This window comes from Acinetobacter lwoffii (genome assembly GCF_024129355.1).
GTDB classification, from domain to species: domain Bacteria; phylum Pseudomonadota; class Gammaproteobacteria; order Pseudomonadales; family Moraxellaceae; genus Acinetobacter; species Acinetobacter lwoffii_I.
The window spans coordinates 1-18195 of the sequence record NZ_JAMXXP010000022.1 but is presented as its reverse complement, the minus strand read 5'-3'; the positions used below and the strand labels follow the sequence as shown (position 1 = coordinate 18195).

16 protein-coding genes are annotated in these 18195 nt (G+C 45.1%); 12 read left to right on the top strand and 4 right to left on the bottom strand.

All coding sequences use genetic code 11. From position 1 onward, the window contains the following. Positions 1–15: 15 nt before the first annotated feature. Together NI468_RS10890 and dapA are read right to left on the bottom strand one after the other, a co-directional pair. Entirely contained in the window at positions 16–621 is a 606-nt protein-coding gene (locus NI468_RS10890; protein WP_253101824.1) for a lipoprotein-34 precursor (NlpB), read from the bottom strand. A 14-nt stretch (positions 622–635) separates the two neighbouring features. Then, the gene (gene dapA, locus NI468_RS10885) at positions 636–1535 is read right to left on the bottom strand and encodes a 4-hydroxy-tetrahydrodipicolinate synthase (RefSeq protein ID WP_253101821.1); all 900 of its coding nucleotides are present in this window, start codon (positions 1533–1535) and stop codon (positions 636–638) included. A gap of 724 nt (positions 1536–2259) precedes the next feature. On the opposite strand from dapA, the gene mhpT reads away from it, so the two are divergent. From mhpT to ppk1, 4 genes are all read left to right on the top strand, one after another. Further along, a complete protein-coding gene (gene mhpT, locus NI468_RS10880) occupies positions 2260–3465 on the top strand; it encodes a 3-(3-hydroxy-phenyl)propionate transporter MhpT (protein ID WP_253101819.1) in 1206 nt (401 codons plus the stop codon). A 307-nt stretch (positions 3466–3772) separates the two neighbouring features. Beyond that, entirely contained in the window at positions 3773–4402 is a 630-nt protein-coding gene (pncA, locus tag NI468_RS10875; RefSeq protein ID WP_005105311.1) for a bifunctional nicotinamidase/pyrazinamidase, read from the top strand. Between the two features lie 125 nt (positions 4403–4527). After that, positions 4528–5475: a bile acid:sodium symporter family protein gene (locus NI468_RS10870; protein WP_253101816.1), complete on the top strand. Its 948-nt coding sequence runs from the start codon at positions 4528–4530 to the stop codon at positions 5473–5475. Between the two features lie 177 nt (positions 5476–5652). Further along, positions 5653–7716, top strand: a complete 2064-nt coding sequence (gene ppk1, locus NI468_RS10865) for a polyphosphate kinase 1 (RefSeq protein ID WP_253101813.1) — start codon at positions 5653–5655, stop codon at positions 7714–7716. Positions 7717–7810: 94 nt separating this feature from the next. Here the strand turns inward: ppk1 and NI468_RS10860 are convergent, their stop codons facing one another. Continuing rightward, a complete protein-coding gene (locus NI468_RS10860) occupies positions 7811–9064 on the bottom strand; it encodes a hypothetical protein (protein WP_247144264.1) in 1254 nt (417 codons plus the stop codon). Positions 9065–9141: 77 nt separating this feature from the next. On the opposite strand from NI468_RS10860, the gene serB reads away from it, so the two are divergent. From serB to NI468_RS10845, 3 genes are all read left to right on the top strand, one after another. Next, a complete protein-coding gene (serB, locus tag NI468_RS10855; protein ID WP_253101810.1) occupies positions 9142–10362 on the top strand; it encodes a phosphoserine phosphatase SerB in 1221 nt (406 codons plus the stop codon). A gap of 414 nt (positions 10363–10776) precedes the next feature. Beyond that, positions 10777–11112, top strand: a complete 336-nt coding sequence (gene aciT, locus NI468_RS10850; protein ID WP_253101809.1) for a ciprofloxacin tolerance protein AciT — start codon at positions 10777–10779, stop codon at positions 11110–11112. A 141-nt stretch (positions 11113–11253) separates the two neighbouring features. Next, positions 11254–11733 (top strand): SCP2 sterol-binding domain-containing protein, encoded by a 480-nt coding sequence (locus NI468_RS10845; protein WP_253101807.1) that lies wholly within the window; start codon positions 11254–11256, stop codon positions 11731–11733. A gap of 93 nt (positions 11734–11826) precedes the next feature. On the opposite strand, the gene dtd is transcribed toward NI468_RS10845, so the two are convergent. Then, entirely contained in the window at positions 11827–12267 is a 441-nt protein-coding gene (dtd, locus tag NI468_RS10840) for a D-aminoacyl-tRNA deacylase (RefSeq protein WP_253101804.1), read from the bottom strand. A 227-nt stretch (positions 12268–12494) separates the two neighbouring features. On the opposite strand from dtd, the gene NI468_RS10835 reads away from it, so the two are divergent. The 5 genes from NI468_RS10835 to asd all read left to right on the top strand — a co-directional run bounded on the left by NI468_RS10835 (position 12495) and on the right by asd (position 17930). After that, positions 12495–14009: a catalase gene (locus NI468_RS10835; RefSeq protein ID WP_253101801.1), complete on the top strand. Its 1515-nt coding sequence runs from the start codon at positions 12495–12497 to the stop codon at positions 14007–14009. 184 nt (positions 14010–14193) lie between these two features. Continuing rightward, complete coding sequence (locus NI468_RS10830) at positions 14194–14724, top strand: ankyrin repeat domain-containing protein (protein WP_253101799.1); 531 nt, start codon at positions 14194–14196, stop codon at positions 14722–14724. Between the two features lie 119 nt (positions 14725–14843). Beyond that, the gene (pncB, locus tag NI468_RS10825; protein ID WP_004729084.1) at positions 14844–16049 is read left to right on the top strand and encodes a nicotinate phosphoribosyltransferase; all 1206 of its coding nucleotides are present in this window, start codon (positions 14844–14846) and stop codon (positions 16047–16049) included. A gap of 184 nt (positions 16050–16233) precedes the next feature. Continuing rightward, positions 16234–17082, top strand: a complete 849-nt coding sequence (locus tag NI468_RS10820; protein WP_180087171.1) for a sulfurtransferase — start codon at positions 16234–16236, stop codon at positions 17080–17082. After that, a complete protein-coding gene (gene asd, locus NI468_RS10815) occupies positions 17079–17930 on the top strand; it encodes an archaetidylserine decarboxylase (protein WP_253101797.1) in 852 nt (283 codons plus the stop codon). Before NI468_RS10820 ends, asd begins: the two co-directional genes overlap by 4 nt. Positions 17931–18195 lie beyond the last annotated feature (265 nt).

Genomic DNA, 18195 nt, shown 5'->3' with positions numbered 1-18195 from the left:
AATGCCTAGAAATGTCTAGGCTGGCCAATTTTGGTAAATCTGGTTAAGCAGTTCTGCGGCTTTTTCACGGTCGGCAAAACTGTTATCGGCATTGAACACAGCGAGGTTATTACCCGAACCGACAGAAGATAATCTTAATACATAGGTCTGCTGGTCGACCTTAATCGTGACTTCATAACGATTTTTGCTCTGCGCAACGATGCTATGATTCAGACTGCTGAGGGTGGCAAGTGTATATTGCCAAATTGTAGCAGAATTTCCCTCAATTTTAAGCAGCGGATTAAGATTTCCGTCAGTCACCAACTGTGGTTTACCCACCGTATTGGTTTCGGTTAGATCAGCTGTATTTGAGTTTTCAGTCTGGGTTTGTGGGCGTGGCAAGGCAAAACGGTTGCCACGCTGGTTTTCAAGCTTCGGTGCATGTTCAATTGCAAGCGGATCAACTGTTGGAGCAGGATACAATGGCGTTGCAGGACGAACCATGGCGCCTTCAGGATATTGTAAAGCTTCCAGGGTAGTAGTCTCTTTATAGTCTAAAGTGCCGTTATTAAAGGCCATTGAACTACAACCTGCCAAACTGAATACTGAAAGTGTAAGGCTAAGTCCTAAACGTAATTGCATAATCTTGTGCTCTTTTATTTAATAACGCCCGCTTCGACCAGTGCTTCATGAAGCGGAGCGCGATATTGTTCTGCAAGTGGTGTTAATGGAAGGCGAATACCTGTACCAATTAAGCCCATGTCATGGAGTGCCCATTTCACAGGAATTGGGTTCGATTCGCAAAATAAAATATTGTGTAAATTTGCAACCTGAGCATTTAATTGTTCAGCTGTGGCTGCATCACCAGAAATCGCAGCTGCACACACTTCGCTCATGGCTTTCGGAGCCACGTTCGCCGTGACCGAGATATTACCTTTGGCGCCATGTCCGATCAGTTGATACGCAGTCGCATCATCACCTGAATAAACAGTCATGTCTTTGCCTACAAGACCTTGCAGCAGTTCAGCACCGCGCGGCACATCGCCAGTCGCATCTTTAATACCGATAATTTGTGGAATATCCGCCAGACGAATCACGGTTTCATTGGCCATATCTACACCGGTACGGCCTGGAACATTATAAAGAATTTGAGGAAGATCAACAGCTTCAGCAATGGCTTTATAGTGCTGATACAAGCCTTCCTGAGTCGGTTTATTATAATATGGCGTCACCAGTAAAGCGGCATCTGCCCCCAGCTCTTTGGCTTCGCGGGTCAGTTCGATCGCTTCACGGGTCGAGTTTGCACCTGTACCAGCAATAATAGGAATACGTTTGTTGGCCACACGAATGATTTCTTTGATCACCTGGGTGTGTTCACTCATGCTGAGAGTAGAGGCTTCGCCTGTTGTTCCAACGGCGACAATACTGTTGGTGCCCTCTGCAATGTGCCATTCAACCAGCTTCTCGAGACCCTTCCAATCTACGCTGCCATCTTCAAACATAGGGGTGACGATTGCGACTATGGAACCTTGAATGGTCTGTGCTTGCTGAGTCATTTTAAAAAACTATCCTATTTGTCCATCCGAAAGGAATGAGAAAACATAAATTGGGATGGATTTGTATTTTGATTTATAGCAAATTCAATAGATTTGCATTGAATTGAATATTGCTTATGCAAATTATGACTGATCAAACGCATAAGAACAATATGCTTTAGTAAAAGCTACTGAATTCTTTATACAAAGCCTTTTGGAAACAATCAAGTAATAAATAAGATGATTTATAAAGCAAAATCCTGAGACCAAAGTTATGTCTTCAGTCTAGATAAAAGAAGATATTGCCCCAAATTAACCCAATAATGATAAGGCTTGTGCAAAAAGATCAGCTGAAAACTGCCATTTTTATGCCTTTTGATTTTGGATTAATAGTTATATTGGATAAATTGAGATCTCGTACATCTTGATCGCACTCTCGTACCAATACAAATAAAGCCAAAAACGACTAAGACTAATCTTTTTTAAATATCAATAAATTGAGAATTTTTTTTCTTATCGGTTAATTTTTTAACTTGATGTATAAGCTTTAAACTCTAAGTCTTGAACTTTATGGTGTTTTGATTAAGTGTTTTTGCGACTTTATCAGTCAGCATCTTCAATTCCTCTACTTCAGCCCCTTTTGGAATATCCAAGCAAAACGTTCAACTTATTGATAGTTATTTCTGCAATCAGGCTCATAGATGATGGCTGTCTTTTGTAACGCTGATTGAACAAGGATAATCCAATGGAAAAATCAGACAATAAGCATGCTATCGTCACGGTCGCGATCTGTTTTCTGATTGCGGTGATTGAAGGCTTAGATATTCAGGCAGCCGGAATTGCTGCTGCAGGTATTCGTGAGCATTTTGGTCTCGATAGTTCCCAGTTGGGTGTGTTTTTTAGTGCAGGGATTCTGGGTTTATTACCGGGTGCACTGGTTGGTGGGCGATTTGCGGACCGTATTGGCCGTAAGAAAGTCTTAATCTGGTCGACAGCAGTGTTTGCTGTATTTACCTTATGTACGGTTTGGGTCAATAGCTTTAACAGCTTGCTGGCAGTGCGTTTCCTGGCTGGAGCAGGGCTAGGTGGCGCGATGCCGATTCTGATCACACTCGCCTCTGAAGCTGTCTCTCCACAAAATCGTGGTCGTGCAGTCGGCTTGATGTACTGCGGCATGCCAGTCGGTGCGGCGATTTTGTCTTTGATTGCTGCGACGGAATTTGGTGCCAACTGGAAAAATGTTTTCTATCTCGGTGGTCTGTTACCGATTTTTGCCATTCCGCTAATGATGCTATTTTTGCCTGAATCGAAGGAATACCTGAAAGCACAGAACAAAACGGCAGCAGAACTTGCTGTTGCACCGCAGGGTTCATTCAAGGGCCTGTTTAATTCGGACAACCTGTTGCGTACGCTGTGTATCTGGGTGAGCTACTTCTTTACCTTGATGGTGGTTTACATCATGTTGAGCTGGCTGCCATCATTGTTTATGGAACTTGGCTTCACACGTAAGGATGGTTCAACCGCACAGTTCTACTTCATGGTTACAGCGACGATTGGTACGATTATTTTGGGTATGCTGACCGACCGCTGGAAGAAAGCCTATGTGATCCTGTTGATGTACGGTGGTATTTTGGCAGGTCTACTGGCGCTGAATGGGGCAAGCTCGCTGAACCAGATGTATATGGCAGCCGCATTGGCCGGTGCCTTCGTGATTGGCTGTCAGGGCGTACTGTATGCCTTCGGTAGTATCGTGTATCCGACTGAAGTGCGTGGTACTGGTGTTGGTGTTGCGTCTGCAGTTGGCCGTATCGGTGCCATGCTGGGTCCAGTCATTGCCGGTCAGTTATTGACAGCAGGTTTTGGTGCTGCGGGAGTCATTAGCGCTGCGATCCCATGTATCATCATCTCTGCATTATGTATGCTGTTCCTGGTGAACCGCACTAAAGTGTAAGGTTCAACGATTTAAAAAAGCCTGCTCTTGCAGGCTTTTTTATTTTCAGAATTTAAGAATTAAATACACTGTTTTATTATTAAAAAGACTCATCACTTTATCTTAAAACTTATTTTTTTGCAGAGATCTAGCTTGATACAAGCCCGGAACTCATCTCATATTTGTCAAAAACAATGAATCTATTGATCTGCTCATATACACATGCCGAGAATACACAGTCATGCCATTTTTAACCGTAGAGCTAAAAATCCTGAGGTATTTTGCGCTATGCTTGGGCATAAATCGAGATTTCAATGGATGAAAACAGATGCAGAATAATGTTGCTTTACTGGTCGTAGACGTACAAAGAGGATTTACCCCGGGAGGCAATCTGGCTGTAGCCAATGCTGACCAGATTATTCCAAATATTAATCTATTGGGGCAGCATTTTAAGCATATTATCCTGACCCAAGACTGGCATCCGGACAACCATATTTCTTTTGCAGACAACCACCCCGGCAAAGTAGCCTATGACAGCATTCAGCTGGATTATGGCACTCAGGTCTTATGGCCAAAGCATTGTGTGCAAGGGACACGCGATGCCGAACTGCATCCGGATTTAAATTTACCGCAAGCACAACTCATCATTCGCAAGGGTTTTCATTCCCAGATCGACAGTTACTCGGCCTTTATGGAAGCTGACCAGAAAACCCCGACGGGTCTTGCTGGCTATCTGCGTGAACGTGGGATTGATACCGTATTTGTGGTCGGGATTGCCACGGACTTTTGTGTGGCCTGGACTGCAATCGATGCCTGCAAACTGGGCTTTAAAACCTATGTGATTGCCGATGCCACCAAGGGCATTGACCTGAATGGTTCCTTGCAACATGCCTGGCAGGATATGCTGTCGCATGGCGTGAAACGTATCTATGTGAAAGATATTGTTCAAGCAGCTTAACACTGGATAGGGATAGAACTTAATATCCCTTTGATCTTATTTATATTTGAATATAAAAATTCAGGCATCAACGGGTGCCTGTTTTATCTTGCTTTTTCTCCCTTAATGTCACCTGGATGAAACCCATGTCAGCCTTGCTCCAGTTTAGCCAATTTGTCCAAAAAACCTTTGCTTTATGGGTGCTGCTTTTTTCCGGCATTGCCTTGATGATCCCTGAAATTTTTGTCTGGTTACGGGCTTATATTCCGTGGATGTTGGGCATCATCATGTTCGGCATGGGCATGACCATGACCGTCGGAGATTTTAAAAGTGTCTTGCAAAGTCCGAAGGCAGTAGCGATTGGCGTCGTCGCCCAGTTTATGGTGATGCCTGGCTTGGCCTTTTTGCTGTGCAAGCTGTTCCAGCTGCCACCAGAGATTGCCATCGGGGTAATCTTGGTGGGTTGCTGTCCGGGCGGAACTGCATCCAATGTGATTACCTATATGGCCAAGGGCAATACTGCCTTGTCGGTCGCCTGTACCTCGGTTTCGACTTTACTGGCGCCCATTCTAACTCCGGCCATTTTCTATCTGCTGGCCAGTCAGTGGATTGAGATCAATGCCTGGTCGATGCTGGTGTCGATCTTACAGGTGGTGTTATTCCCGATTATTCTGGGCTTAATCGTACGGGCGATACTCAAGCAAAAAGTCACGGCCTATATTCAGGTGATGCCGTTGATTTCTGTGATTGCGATTGTGGCAATTGTCGCGGCGATTATTGCCGGCAGCAAAACCCAGATTCTGGAGTCCGGTTTAATGATTTTAGGGATCGTGGCCTTACACAATGGTATGGGCTATTTACTGGGTTATTGGGCCAGTCGCATATTTCACTTGGCAGAAATAGACTGTCGTGCGGTATCCATTGAAGTGGGGATGCAGAATTCTGGTCTGGGTGTGGCCTTGGCGGCAACCCATTTTTCCGCATCACCACTTACCGCTTTACCAAGTGCCATTTTCAGTCTGTGGCATAATATTTCAGGGCCAGCTTTAGCCACTTATTGGGCTGCCAGACAAACTGAAAAAACAGACACCTAATTGCAGTTTGAGGACAGCGCACAACAAGCCAGAGCATGATGTTTTATAATTTTAAAAATTAAAATATTAATTTATATGGATTTATCGAGCTTTGTAACATAAGTGTCATGAAGTCTGCCTAAGATCGCCCCTCAATGATGTGAAACAACAGACTGTAATCAGCAGCATTGAGAGGGCATGGAACAATTTCAGCATTCGTCAGCGACCTATTTTAATCGGGAACTTTCCTTATTTGAATTTCAGCGTCGTGTCTTGGCACAAGCACTCGATCCGAATTTACCGATTTTAGAGCGCTTAAACTTCCTGATTATTTTTTCCCGTAACCTGGATGAGTTCTTTGAAATCAGGATTGCCGGGCTGATGAAACAGCAAGACCTGAATGCGACTACCCGGACGCCTGATGCTGTACCCACCGAGCTGATTCTACAAGAACTGTCCCAGTCCATTCATGCCACAGTGAACAAACAGTATGAGGTGCTGAATCATGCGATTTTGCCTGAACTTCAGGAGCAAGGGATTCAGTTTCTTCAATACCAGGATCTTCTGGAAAAACATAAGGCCTGGATTGCAGCCTTTTTTGCCAAAGAAGTGCAACCGGTATTGACCCCGATCAGTCTGGATCCTTCACATCCTTTTCCACGTTTGGTGAATAAAAGTCTGAACTTTATTATCAGCTTGGAAGGTAAAGATGCCTTTGGCCGTGAAATCGAGATGGCGATTGTGCCAGCACCACGTTCCTTACCGTGCCTGATTAAAATTCCGGAAGACGTCACTGGAAACAATACCACCCAGATTTTTCTGACCGCGATCATCCAGCAGCATATCAGTGATTTGTTCCCCGGCATGAAAGCGACCGGATGTTATGCCTTTCGGGTCACCCGCAATGCCGATCTGGTACTGTCGGAAGATGTCGATGATCTGGCAGTGGCTTTAAAAGACGAACTGTGTTCGCGCCGCTTTGGTCGTGCAGTACGTCTGGAAATTGAAAATGACTCTCCACAGAACATCATCGATTATTTACTAGATGAATTTGATCTGACGGAACAGGAACTGTACCGGATAGATGGACCGATCAATTTGTCCCGCCTGAGTACCAGCTTTGAGCGTCCGGAATTAAAGTATCCGTATTTTAGTCCAGTCATTCCCAAAATTTTCCGTAAACAGAAAAGTATTTTTGAAATTTTGAAGGCACAGGATGTGCTGCTACATCATCCTTTTGATTCATTCCAGCCAGTGATTACTTTGCTGCGCGAAGCGGCCAAGGATCCAGCGGTGCTGGCGATCAAGCAGACGCTGTACCGCAGTGGTCCGGATTCGGAAATTGTTCAGGTACTGGCAGAAGCCGCACGCAATGGCAAGGAAGTCACGGCCGTGATTGAACTGCGGGCGCGTTTCGATGAAGAATCCAATATTATGGTGGCCAATATCCTGCAAGAAGCAGGTGCAGTAGTGGTCTATGGCATCGTGGGTTATAAAACCCATGCCAAAATGATTCTGATCGTCCGGCGTGAAAATCAGGAATTACTGCGTTATGCGCATTTGGGTACCGGAAACTATCATGCCGGTAATGCCCGCATGTACACCGATTACGGCCTGATGACCACACAGCCGGATATCTGTGAGGATGTGCACCGCATGTTCCAGGAACTGACCGGTATGGGGAAAATGGCCAAACTGAAAGCTCTGCTACATGCGCCGTTTACCCTGCATAGCGAACTGTTGAAACTGATTGAACAGGAAAAGACATTTGCCCTGGCTGGCAAAGCCGCGCAGATCATCATCAAGGTGAATGCGCTTACCGAACCGCAATTAATTGCTGCCCTGTATCAGGCTTCGCAGGCCGGGGTAAAAATTGACCTTATTGTGCGTTCAATCTGCTGTCTGATTCCACAAGTTACCGGTATGTCGGAAAATATTCGGGTACGTTCAATCGTAGGACGTTTCCTGGAACATACCCGGGTCTATTATTTTGAGCATGGCGGCGCCAAGAAACTGTATTGTGCCAGTGCCGACTGGATGGGGCGCAACCTGTTTTCCAGGGTTGAAACCTGTTTCCCGGTGCTGGATCCAGAGCTGAAAAAACGGATTTATAAAGATGGCCTGATCAGTTATTTAAAAGATTGTCAAAATGCATGGGAGTTAGATGCCGATGGTCAGTGGCATAAAGTCCCTTGTCAGTATCCGGCCCAGCCTTATAATGCCCAGCAATATCTGCTGGAACAAAAACAGTTAAAAATTTAAAGGGTAGGCCAAGATACGCTGGCGTATTTGTTTTGTACCCATCAAAAAGCCAGATATTGAATCCGGCTTTTTTAATTAAAACATTCAAGGATATTTATGAGGCTTTGGACTGTTTGGATTTTAGAATTTCGGTTCTAAAAGTCTGTGCCAGCTCGGCGCTTTCAGCATCCATCCCATTCACCACAAAAGCATGACGGGTCAGGACATTGGTTGGATTCGGCATGCTGACCAGCTGGAAGTGATCACTCACATCTTTCAGCAAGCTATTCGGTACATGTAAGGCACTTTCTTTCGCGACCAGATGCTGAGTCAGACGCTCAGCGGCCTGTACCGAACTGAGCTGCATCTCCTCGACTTTAGAGGCAATCGCGCTGCGGGTTTGTAGCACAAAACGTTTTTCTTCACGATAACGTTTATACAGCACTTCCGAAAGCAGCTGGAACACGGCACTGATCATGGTCAGGCAGGCCAGGGCATTCGGTTTGTCTGCTGCGATACTGATGGTGGCACCTTTTTCATCAAATTTATGTACGGTACAAATATCAGAACTATTTAACTTATAGCGTTGCACACAGAGTTCAGTGGCTTTATTCAGGAAAATTTGACAGAGATTGAAATAAGGCACCGAAACGGTTTTATTCACGCTATCCAGTAACTGTTTTGGATCGTAGAACTGGATGTTTAAGCTCAGGCTATCGCTTTCCAGTATTGCCGGCTTATGTTCTTTTTCTTTGGCTTTGTTTTTCACTGCCTGTTGGGCTTGGGCAATCGCCAGTGCCGCATTATGCTTTTCCTGTTCCAATGCCTGGGTCAGGGTCTGAATCTCGAATTTCAGTCGCGATTCGTTATTGATGCGCGCCAGATATTCGGTTCGGCTTGGACGTGCCACGGCACGATAAGCGACCCAGAGCAGACCATGAATGATGAACGAGAACAGAATTGCCAGCCATTGTGTCCGCAGAATTTCACCAATACTTGGTTCAATTAGAGTGATTTCAATCACACCGACTTTTTTCTCATTTTGCAGCGCATCACGGACAAAAACTTCACCCTCGCGGGTTTTGGTCAGTCCGCCAGTGGCTAAAACCTGAGCTTTCGCATCTAGAATCCGGATGGAAGCGACACTTGGATTGGTGGCATAACGATTTGCCAGCAACGCCAGAGAAACGCGGTTGGGTGGTTCAAGCTCAGACAGGCTGTCTGTCACCAGTTGACTGGTGATCAGCTGTCCCTGATTGGCACGGTTTTCATTCAGTTGGTGAGTGGTTGCCAATACCAGTAAAAAGGTATGCAGAGCAAAACTTACAATCAATAGGCTAGCAAATAGCCCTTGTCTAGGCGCATTCAACGTAAACTTCCAAGGCAATTCTGTTCAATTTCGATTATGATTCTAACAATAGTTGTAGCTCAGACCCGAGTCAATTCATGCGAGAAATCATTCTTATATCATTCTTAGGACCTGACCAGCCTAATCAATTTACACGATTAATGCAGGTTTTGTCCGCCCATTCCCTACAGATTTTAGATGTAGGGCAAGCGGTTATTCATAATCAGTTAACCTTAGGTATTGTTGTAGCCTCTGAAGACCAGACAGCGACAGCATTAGCCATGAAGGAGATCCTGATTCTAGCACATGATATCGGGTTAACTGTGCGCTTTAAACCGATCTCTGCGACTGAATATGATCAGTGGGTCAAAGAGGGTGGACGCACACGTTATATCGTAACGGCATTGGCCCCTGAATTAAATGCCTCTCATCTGCAAGCCGTGACCCAGATTGTCTCGGGTCAGGGTTTTAATATTGAAACCGTGACCCGTCTGTCTGGCCGTCCAGCTTTAGATGGTCAGAGTGCCGGGCCAAAACGTGCCTGTGTCCAGTTCGGTTTAAGTGGACAGATGCTGGATGCTGCTGCCATGCGCGCGGCCTGTCTCAGCCTGTCGAATGAACTGAATGTCGATGTTGCGGTGCAGGAAGACAATGCCTATCGCCGTAACCGCCGTCTGGTTTGCTTCGATATGGACTCAACCCTGATCGAGCAGGAAGTTATTGACGAACTGGCAATTGAAGCCGGTGTTGGTGAGCAGGTTGCAGAAATTACCGAACGTGCTATGCAAGGCGAGCTGGATTTCCAGCAAAGTTTCCGTGCCCGTGTCGCCTTGTTAAAAGGTATGGACGCATCGGTACTCCCGAAAATTGCCGAGCGCCTGACCATTACCGAAGGTGCGGAACGCCTGATTTCGACTTTGAAAGCATTGGGTTACCGTACTGCAATTCTTTCTGGCGGTTTCCAGTATTTTGCGGAATATCTGCAAACTAAACTGGATATTGATGAAGTGCATGCCAATGCGCTCGATGTGCAGGATGGTATAGTCACGGGTGAAGTCAAAGGTCATATCGTCGATGGCGCACGCAAAGCACTCTTGCTCGGGGAAATCGCGCAAGAGATGGGAATTTCCCTGGAACAAACCATTGCAGTCGGTGATGGCGCCAATGACTTACCAATGCTCTCGATTGCAGGACTCGGTGTGGCTTTCCGTGCCAAACCTCTGGTACGCCAAAATGCCAATCAGGCGATTTCTAGCGTCGGTCTGGACGGTGTGCTTTATCTGCTCGGTGTACATGATAAAGACCTGAACCGTGCATAAATACAGGCTTTGATTGATTTTAAACGCGACCTCCGGGTCGCGTTTTTTATTGCTTATGATCTGAGTGATATAAGGAATAGCTGAAATGTGGCTACAAAAACATCGATCATCTTAAACGGAAAAATAATTTTTTCACTTAAAAAAACTACTGATAATTTTGTAATGACACCCCAACATTGGCGCAGTCATTGATCCACAAAAATGTGAAAAGCAAAAAATGTAATGACAATATAATATCGCGACAAAGTATGTCGTTAGGCTGGATGACAGGACTTTTTTTATGCAAAAAACTCAGCATAATGCAGGCATAGAGATACAAATCAACAGATTCCATTTTATTGATTTAACGAAATTCAATAGATAGAAGCGTTGCAATATCAAGCGGAAACTATCTATCTGGATGGAGGGGGTTATATGATAACAGCGAATTTAGCAACGATTGTGGGCTTCAGTTTAGTCGCTGTAGCTGTGCTTGCTGTGTTCTTCTCGCCTTATCGTCGCTGGTTGAGCTTTATGGCGGCCGGTATGCTGGTATGGGGCCTGATCGAGGTGATTCGTGTAGGAACTCAAACCTGGTTTGAACTACCAATGACGTATAGTTATCTGAGCGCGTTAACTGCGGTCATGATGGTCGTGACTGGCCTGTTATTGCGTGAAGATCGTCGTGCTGAACGTGCTTTGGCAAAACGCCGTTGCATCGAACATACGCCAGTTTATGAAGACGACCAGCAGCAGCTTTCAAGCCGTTAATTCTACAAGTTGTAATGAAAAAAATGCACCCACGGGTGCATTTTTCAGTTTGGAAATATGATACAAACTGCATAATCCACCTAGCCCAGAACTATGCTAGGATATTTGTCAATTTTCGTACAATTAGAATAGGCATCCTCCATGAAACTGTCGTCCATTCCTGTGTTAAAACTTCCTCTTATTGATATGAGTACAGATCCGCTGGACTTACTGGTCGCAGGTCTAGCTTTACGTATGAAGCAGTTGGCACGTACCAGCCCAAAATTCATTGAACTGGTACATGGACGTCAATTCCGTATCCAGATTGGTACGGATGAAGGTATGGCACGTCAGATTATTGTGGATAACGGTCATATCGATACGGTTTCGGGTGATGCTGAAAAAGCTGATTTTGTGTTGCAGTTTGCTGACAGTGATCAGGGTGTAAAGACTTTGGTGAAAGGTGACCCGACGGCATTTATGACCGGCATGCAAAGTGGCACCATTAAAATGGAAGGCGACTTTGGCCTGCTGGTCTGGTTTAACCAGGTGGCGAAGATGATTCCACCAAAACTGCCAAAGCCAGTCAAAGAAAAAGTGAAAATGGTACGCCAGTTTATTAAAGAAAAAACTGGTAAATAAGAAACTTCCGCTTAGTTCCCCCTCCTTTTTAAAGGAGGGGCTAGGGGAGGATTAAATAGAAAAAGCCCTCAATTCGAGGACTTTTTTACTGAATCATTCTACTTCCAGATTAAATGTCACCGGCCCATCATTGACCAGATGCACTTTCATGTCGGCGGCAAAAATACCGGTTTGTACATGTTCAAACTGGCTTTGGGCATATTCTACCAGCTGCTCATAAAGGGCTTTAGCCTCGGCAGGTGACATAGCTGGGCCAAAGTCTGGACGTAAACCCTTCTGGGTCTGGGCCATCAAGGTAAATTGTGAAACCAGCAATATACCACCGCCGGCCTGGGCAACGTTCCAGCCCATTTTGCCCTGTTCATCATCAAAGAAGCGGTATTTCAATATTTTATCAATCAGCTTTTTGCCTTTTTCCAGATTATCGTCTTTGCCTAAACCTAGAAAAACCAGAATTCCTTTTTCAATTTCTCCAGTGGTTTCACCCTCGACCACGACTTTAGCTTCTAAAACTCTTTGTAATAAGGCACGCATTTTACATATGGACTGCTAATGATAGATGGAGGTGATTGTAGCAAGAATAAAATCTGGAGCAGTATGAGGTACTGTTTTTATGAACTTTAAATATCTGAAAATCAATTGATTAATTTTTATAAATTTATTAAAGCGATTGAATTAATAAAAATAATCTGTTTTATCTATTTATTGTGTTGGCGTATCTTAGCCCATGCAGGAAAGGTAATAAATTAAGAGATTTAGAAATGTTTAAGCGTTCATTACTGGTTGCAATGCTTGCAACTGTCACAGCTGCACAAGCTGCTCCTTTAACTAAAGACAATGGCGCACCAGTCGGTGATAATCAAAACTCGATCACTGCGGGTCCAAATGGTTCAGTACTCCTTCAGGACGTTCAACTGGTACAAAAATTACAACGTTTTGGTCGCGAGCGTATTCCTGAACGTGTGGTTCACGCACGTGGTACAGGGGCTTATGGTGAATTCGTTACTACGAAAGATCTGTCTGATTTAACAATTGCTTCTTTATTCAAGGCCGGTACCAAAACTCCAGTTTTTGTGCGTATGTCTACCGTAATTCATGGTAAAGGTTCACCAGAGACTTTACGTGACCCGCACGGTTTCGCAGTGAAGTTCTATACCCAGGAAGGTAACTGGGACTTGGTTGGTAACCAGACGCCAGTCTTCTTTATCCGTGATGCGATCAAATTCCCGGATTTCATCCATGCGATGAAACCAAGCCCGGTCACCAATGTACAAGATGCCAACCGTGTATTTGACTTCCTGTCGAGCCAGCCTTGGGCAACCAACATGCTGACTTATGTTTATGGCAAGCAAGGTGTCCCAACCAGCTACCGCGAACAGGACGGTTTCGGTGTACATGCCTACAAACTGTATAACGACAAGGGCGAATACAAGTACGTGAAATTCAACTTCCGCTCTAAACAGGGTGTGAAGGGCCTGAACGTGAAAGAAGCGGCTGAACAGCAAGGTAAAGATTTCAACCACTTGACCAATGATCTGTATAACAACATCTATGCAGGTAATTTCCCGAAATGGGATCTGTATATCCAGGTGATTGATCCTAAAGATCTAAACAGCTTTGATTTTGATCCGTTAGATCCAACTAAGATCTGGCCAACTGACTTAGTTCCAGAAGTGAAAGTGGGGACATTGACCCTGAACCGCATGCCAAAGAACTTCTTCAATGAGACTGAACAGTCGGCATTTGCACCAGGTAATCTGGTACCAGGTATCGAGCCATCAGAAGACCGTCTGTTACAAGGCCGTATCTTCTCTTACTCGGATACCCAAATGTACCGTTTAGGCGCGAATCACCAGCAAATTCCGGTGAACCGTCCAGTAGTAAATGTGAACAACAATAATCAGGATGGCTACATGAATATCTCTGAGCGTGACTCGGATGTGAACTATGAGCCAAGCCGTAAAGAGCCAAAAGCTGCAACTGAAAAAGCACGTGCGGTACAAACACCATTATCTGGACATGTACAGCAAATTGGCGTGAAAGAGCAGAACTTCAAGCAGGCAGGTGAGCTGTACCGTTCATACACAGCTAAAGAGAAAGATGACCTGATCATGAACCTTGCTGCTGACTTAGGTGCAGTGAAAGATTCAGAAACCAAGCACATCATGTTGTCTTACTTCTACAAGGCAGATGCGGACTACGGTACGCGTATGACCAAGGCGGTAAACGGTAATATTGCGACTGTTAAAGCCACAGCAGCACAACTCAAAGACTGATTTCGATTGGTCGATCAGGATTGGTGACTAGGGCTTAAGAAGTCACCTCCGCAAAGTCCTGTAGAATTCCAAACCTTTCCTGCACCCTAGGGGGAGTTCTACAGGCAACTTGTTTGTTCCAATTTAAAATGCATTTCAAGATTCAACCGCATTGAAATGAATTCGATTTCTGCTGGAGTTCATCATGAAAGTTATGTCATCTGTATTTTTAGCCAGTATTCTCGCGATAGGTTCCGCATTCGCAAACGTGACTGTCGCGAAGGAGATCTCCCCCGCTAAAAGCGTGGACAATGTTCAGATGAACTCACAACAGGAATTGGTCGACCTGTTCTTTGCTGCCGCCAAAATTGGCAATAGCGAAGTCATCAACGAATTTTTAAAACATGGCTTTCCGGTCGATGTACGCAATAAAGACGGTTATACACCACTGATGATGGCGACTTATTATGGCCATCAGGATATTGTCAGTAGTTTGCTTAAGCATGGGGCAGACCGCTGCGCTCGAGACAATCGAGGCAATACGGCCTTGATGGGGGCTTTATTCAAGATGGAATTTGCGATTGCCAAGCAGTTGCGTCAGGTGAATTGTGATGCCCAGGTGCAAAAAAACGGACAAAAGACCACAGCCGAATTTGCCAAGGTGATTGGTCAGGAAAAACAGTTGCAGAAACTGATTCAGGAACAGGAAAAAGCTCAGGTCAAATCACAGAAATAAAGCGGGTTATGCTTCTGATACTTTTGTCGCAAATACAGCCAGCTGTACGTAAATCCTGCATTATTGCACGACTTTTTATGCTTTAATGCAGAGATAAGCACAGCGATATTCCCTTAGTTATGGCTCCAATTATCCATTCTCTGTTAGATACTGACTTGTACAAATTCACCATGTTACAAGTGGTCTTACACAAGTTTCCGCAAACGCATAGTGTCTACCATTTCCGTTGTCGTAATCTGGAAGATACAGTCTATCCACTGACGGATATTCTGGATGATCTCAATCATCAACTGGACCTGCTGTGTCAGCTCAAATTCAAAGAAGATGAACTGCAATATTTAAGAAGCTTACGTTTTATCAAAAGCGATTTTGTGGATTATCTGGAACTGTTCCAGCTCAAGCGCCGTTTCATCAAGGCCAGTATCGACAGTCAAGGCCGTCTGGATATTGTGGTGGAAGGCCCGATGGTTCAGGCGATGATGTTCGAGATCTTCGTACTGGCGATTGTCAATGAACTGTATTTCAGCCGCATTCGCACGCCTGAAGTGTTGGCTGAAGGCGAACACCGTTTAAAAGCCAAAATCGAGCTATTAAAACAGTATGATGCTGCGCAAAACCCCAATGATCCACCATTCTTGGTGTCAGATTTTGGTACGCGTCGCCGTTACAGTTTCGATTGGCAAAAGCATGTCGTCGAAGAATTTCACAAAGCCGCACCGCATGTGTTTCGTGGTACCAGTAATGTACTGTTAGCCAAAGAGCTGGGCATTACCCCGATTGGTACCATGGCGCATGAATTCCTGCAAGCTTTTCAGGCGCTGGACGTACGTTTACGTAATTTCCAGAAATCTGCACTGGAAAGCTGGGTACAGGAATATCGTGGTGACTTGGGTATTGCCTTGACCGATGTGGTGGGGATGGATGCATTCCTGCGCGACTTTGATCTGTACTTTGCCAAGCTGTTTGATGGCTTGCGTCATGATAGTGGCGACCCTTATGAATGGGGTGACAAGGCCTATGCGCATTATAAAAAGCTGAAAATAGACAGCAAAACCAAGATGCTGACTTTTAGTGATGGCCTGAATCTGGAAAAAGCCTGGAAATTGCATCAGTACTTTAAAGACCGTTTTCAGGTCAGTTTCGGCATTGGCACCAATCTGACCAATGATATGGGGCAAACCCCACTCAATATTGTGCTGAAACTGGTGGAATGTAACCGTCAGTCAGTAGCCAAAATCTCGGATAGTCCGGGCAAAACCATGACCGATAATGATACGTTCCTGGCCTATTTACGTCAGGTTTTTGAGATCAATGAACCTGCCTAAGTCAGTTTGAACAATTCATAATTTTAAAGAACCGTGTCTATGCAGATGCGGTTTTTTTATGCAAGAGTATTTAAGACTAGGGTTTAGCTAAAATCTTGCTAATCATCTGCAAAGAAAGCACATAAGTCTAAAAACCAGCTGTGCTAAGATCAATAGGATTTGACCAATAATAGCCATGATAACGATGACCGCTGCAGCTTTTAATTTTGGCCTGCTGATTGAGGCAGAAGATTTAGTTCCCTATTTGGGCCATGAAAAACTTCGTATTGTCGACCTGAGCCGTGCCTCTGTGTATGAGCAGCTGCATATTCCGCATGCCTTGCATTTAAAGCCTAAATTTCTGGTGCGTCAGGAAGAAACGGCAATGGGACTGTTGCCGGACGCGGATGGCTTGCAGGCTCTCATTGATTATCTGAATATTTCTCCTGAGCATCATGTGGTGGCTTATGATGATGAGGGCGGGGCATGGGCCGGGCGTTTGCTCTGGAACCTGCATTGTCTGGGCTTTGAAAATACCAGCTTATTGAATGGTGGGATTCATGCCTGGCTCGGTGCTGGTTTGCCGACTTCTTCCAGTCAGGAGCAGTTTGCACCAGTGAAGAACGTATTGCAGGTTAATCTCGAGCATCAGGCGAATTTTCAGATTGGCTATGATGAACTGCGCCAACAGGTTGAAAATCAACAGGTTCAAATTTGGGATTGCCGCACGCAAGATGAATATACTGGCCTACGTTTAGCGGCTCGACGCGGCGGTCACATTCCGGGAGCACGTCATTTTGAATGGAGTACTGCCCTTAATCGTGAAAATCATTTAAAATTACAGCCTTTACCACGTACTCAGCAGCGTCTGGAACAACTGGGCTTTGATTTGAATCAACCCGTTGTGGTGTACTGCCAGTCCCATCACCGCTCAGGTTTGGCCTATATTCTGGGTCGTTTACTGGGTTGGAAAATTCGAGCCTATGATGGTGCGTGGAGTGAATGGGGCAACCGCCTCGATAGTCCAATCGCTACAGGGGAGCTGCCATCTTGAGCATCACGTCACGTTTAAAACAACAGTTTTTTATTAAAGCTCAACGGTTAGTACCGCAACATCGCTTGTCTCGGGTGGTGGGTAAAATTGCCGCCAGCGAAAACCCGATTATCAAAACTGCTGCAATTACTGCCTTTAAGGCGCAGTATGGTATTGATATGTCGATTGCTGAACAGGCCAATGCCCTTAAATTCAAGTCATTTAATGAATTTTTTACCCGCGCCCTAAAAGAAGGTATCCGTGCGATTGATCCAGATGCCAGCAGCATTGTTTCGCCTGCAGATGGTGCGATTTCCCAGCTGGGTAAAATTGAAAATGGCGATGTGTTTCAGGCCAAAGGTCAGAAATTTACCGTTGAAGCCCTGATTGCTGATCCGCAACTGGCCGAGCCATTCAAAAATGGTGAATTCGCGACCGTATATTTGTCGCCACGTGATTATCATCGGGTGCATATGCCATTTGCCGGAACATTAACTGAAACGCTATATGTTCCAGGTGAGTTGTTCTCGGTCAATCAGGTGACCGCAGAAAACATTCCGGGCTTGTTTGCACGCAATGAACGTATGGTCTGTCTGTTTGATACTGAAATCGGCCGTATGGCGGTGGTATTGGTCGGTGCGATGATTGTGGCGGGTATTGAAACCGTGGCAACCGGCAAAGTGAAGCCTTCAGGCCGGATCGAACTTAATCAGCATGATCTGTTCCTGGAAAAAGGGGCAGAACTGGGTCGTTTCTACCTCGGTTCAACAGCAGTGATTTTATTCGAAGAAAATAAAATGCAGTGGGATGCCGTATTCAAGGCCAATTCTTTGGTGAATATGGGTGAAGCGCTGGGGCATACTCTATAAGATACTTTTAACCTCTTGTTACCTCCCCCTTTGAAAAAGGGGGATCGAGGGGGATTAAAAATTTTAATTTCCTTCTCTTGCACTTTAATTCAAAGCATTGCTTTGAATCTCGCTCAGGGAGGAGCTTAGATAGAGGGTCTTTTAAAATGACTTCTCACTTGCGAAGCAGTGCTTCTTGTATCTTGATTGATATAGTGATTAGCTACCACTATACGCAAATTGTAGAGTTTGGAGTGCTGCTAAAATCTTAAATTTGAACCTGAGA

Bases quoted from the DNA above. Each gene is read 5' to 3' on its own strand.
- NI468_RS10890 (WP_253101824.1), bottom strand. From the start codon at position 621: ATGCAATTACGTTTAGGACTTAGCCTTACACTTTCAGTATTCAGTTTG.
- dapA (WP_253101821.1), bottom strand. From the start codon at position 1,535: ATGACTCAGCAAGCACAGACCATTCAAGGTTCCATAGTCGCAATCGTC.
- mhpT (WP_253101819.1), top strand. From the start codon at position 2,260: ATGGAAAAATCAGACAATAAGCATGCTATCGTCACGGTCGCGATCTGT.
- pncA (WP_005105311.1), top strand. From the start codon at position 3,773: ATGCAGAATAATGTTGCTTTACTGGTCGTAGACGTACAAAGAGGATTT.
- NI468_RS10870 (WP_253101816.1), top strand. From the start codon at position 4,528: ATGTCAGCCTTGCTCCAGTTTAGCCAATTTGTCCAAAAAACCTTTGCT.
- ppk1 (WP_253101813.1), top strand. From the start codon at position 5,653: ATGGAACAATTTCAGCATTCGTCAGCGACCTATTTTAATCGGGAACTT.
- serB (WP_253101810.1), top strand. From the start codon at position 9,142: ATGCGAGAAATCATTCTTATATCATTCTTAGGACCTGACCAGCCTAAT.
- aciT (WP_253101809.1), top strand. From the start codon at position 10,777: ATGATAACAGCGAATTTAGCAACGATTGTGGGCTTCAGTTTAGTCGCT.
- NI468_RS10845 (WP_253101807.1), top strand. From the start codon at position 11,254: ATGAAACTGTCGTCCATTCCTGTGTTAAAACTTCCTCTTATTGATATG.
- dtd (WP_253101804.1), bottom strand. From the start codon at position 12,267: ATGCGTGCCTTATTACAAAGAGTTTTAGAAGCTAAAGTCGTGGTCGAG.
- NI468_RS10835 (WP_253101801.1), top strand. From the start codon at position 12,495: ATGTTTAAGCGTTCATTACTGGTTGCAATGCTTGCAACTGTCACAGCT.
- NI468_RS10830 (WP_253101799.1), top strand. From the start codon at position 14,194: ATGAAAGTTATGTCATCTGTATTTTTAGCCAGTATTCTCGCGATAGGT.
- pncB (WP_004729084.1), top strand. From the start codon at position 14,844: ATGGCTCCAATTATCCATTCTCTGTTAGATACTGACTTGTACAAATTC.
- NI468_RS10820 (WP_180087171.1), top strand. From the start codon at position 16,234: ATGACCGCTGCAGCTTTTAATTTTGGCCTGCTGATTGAGGCAGAAGAT.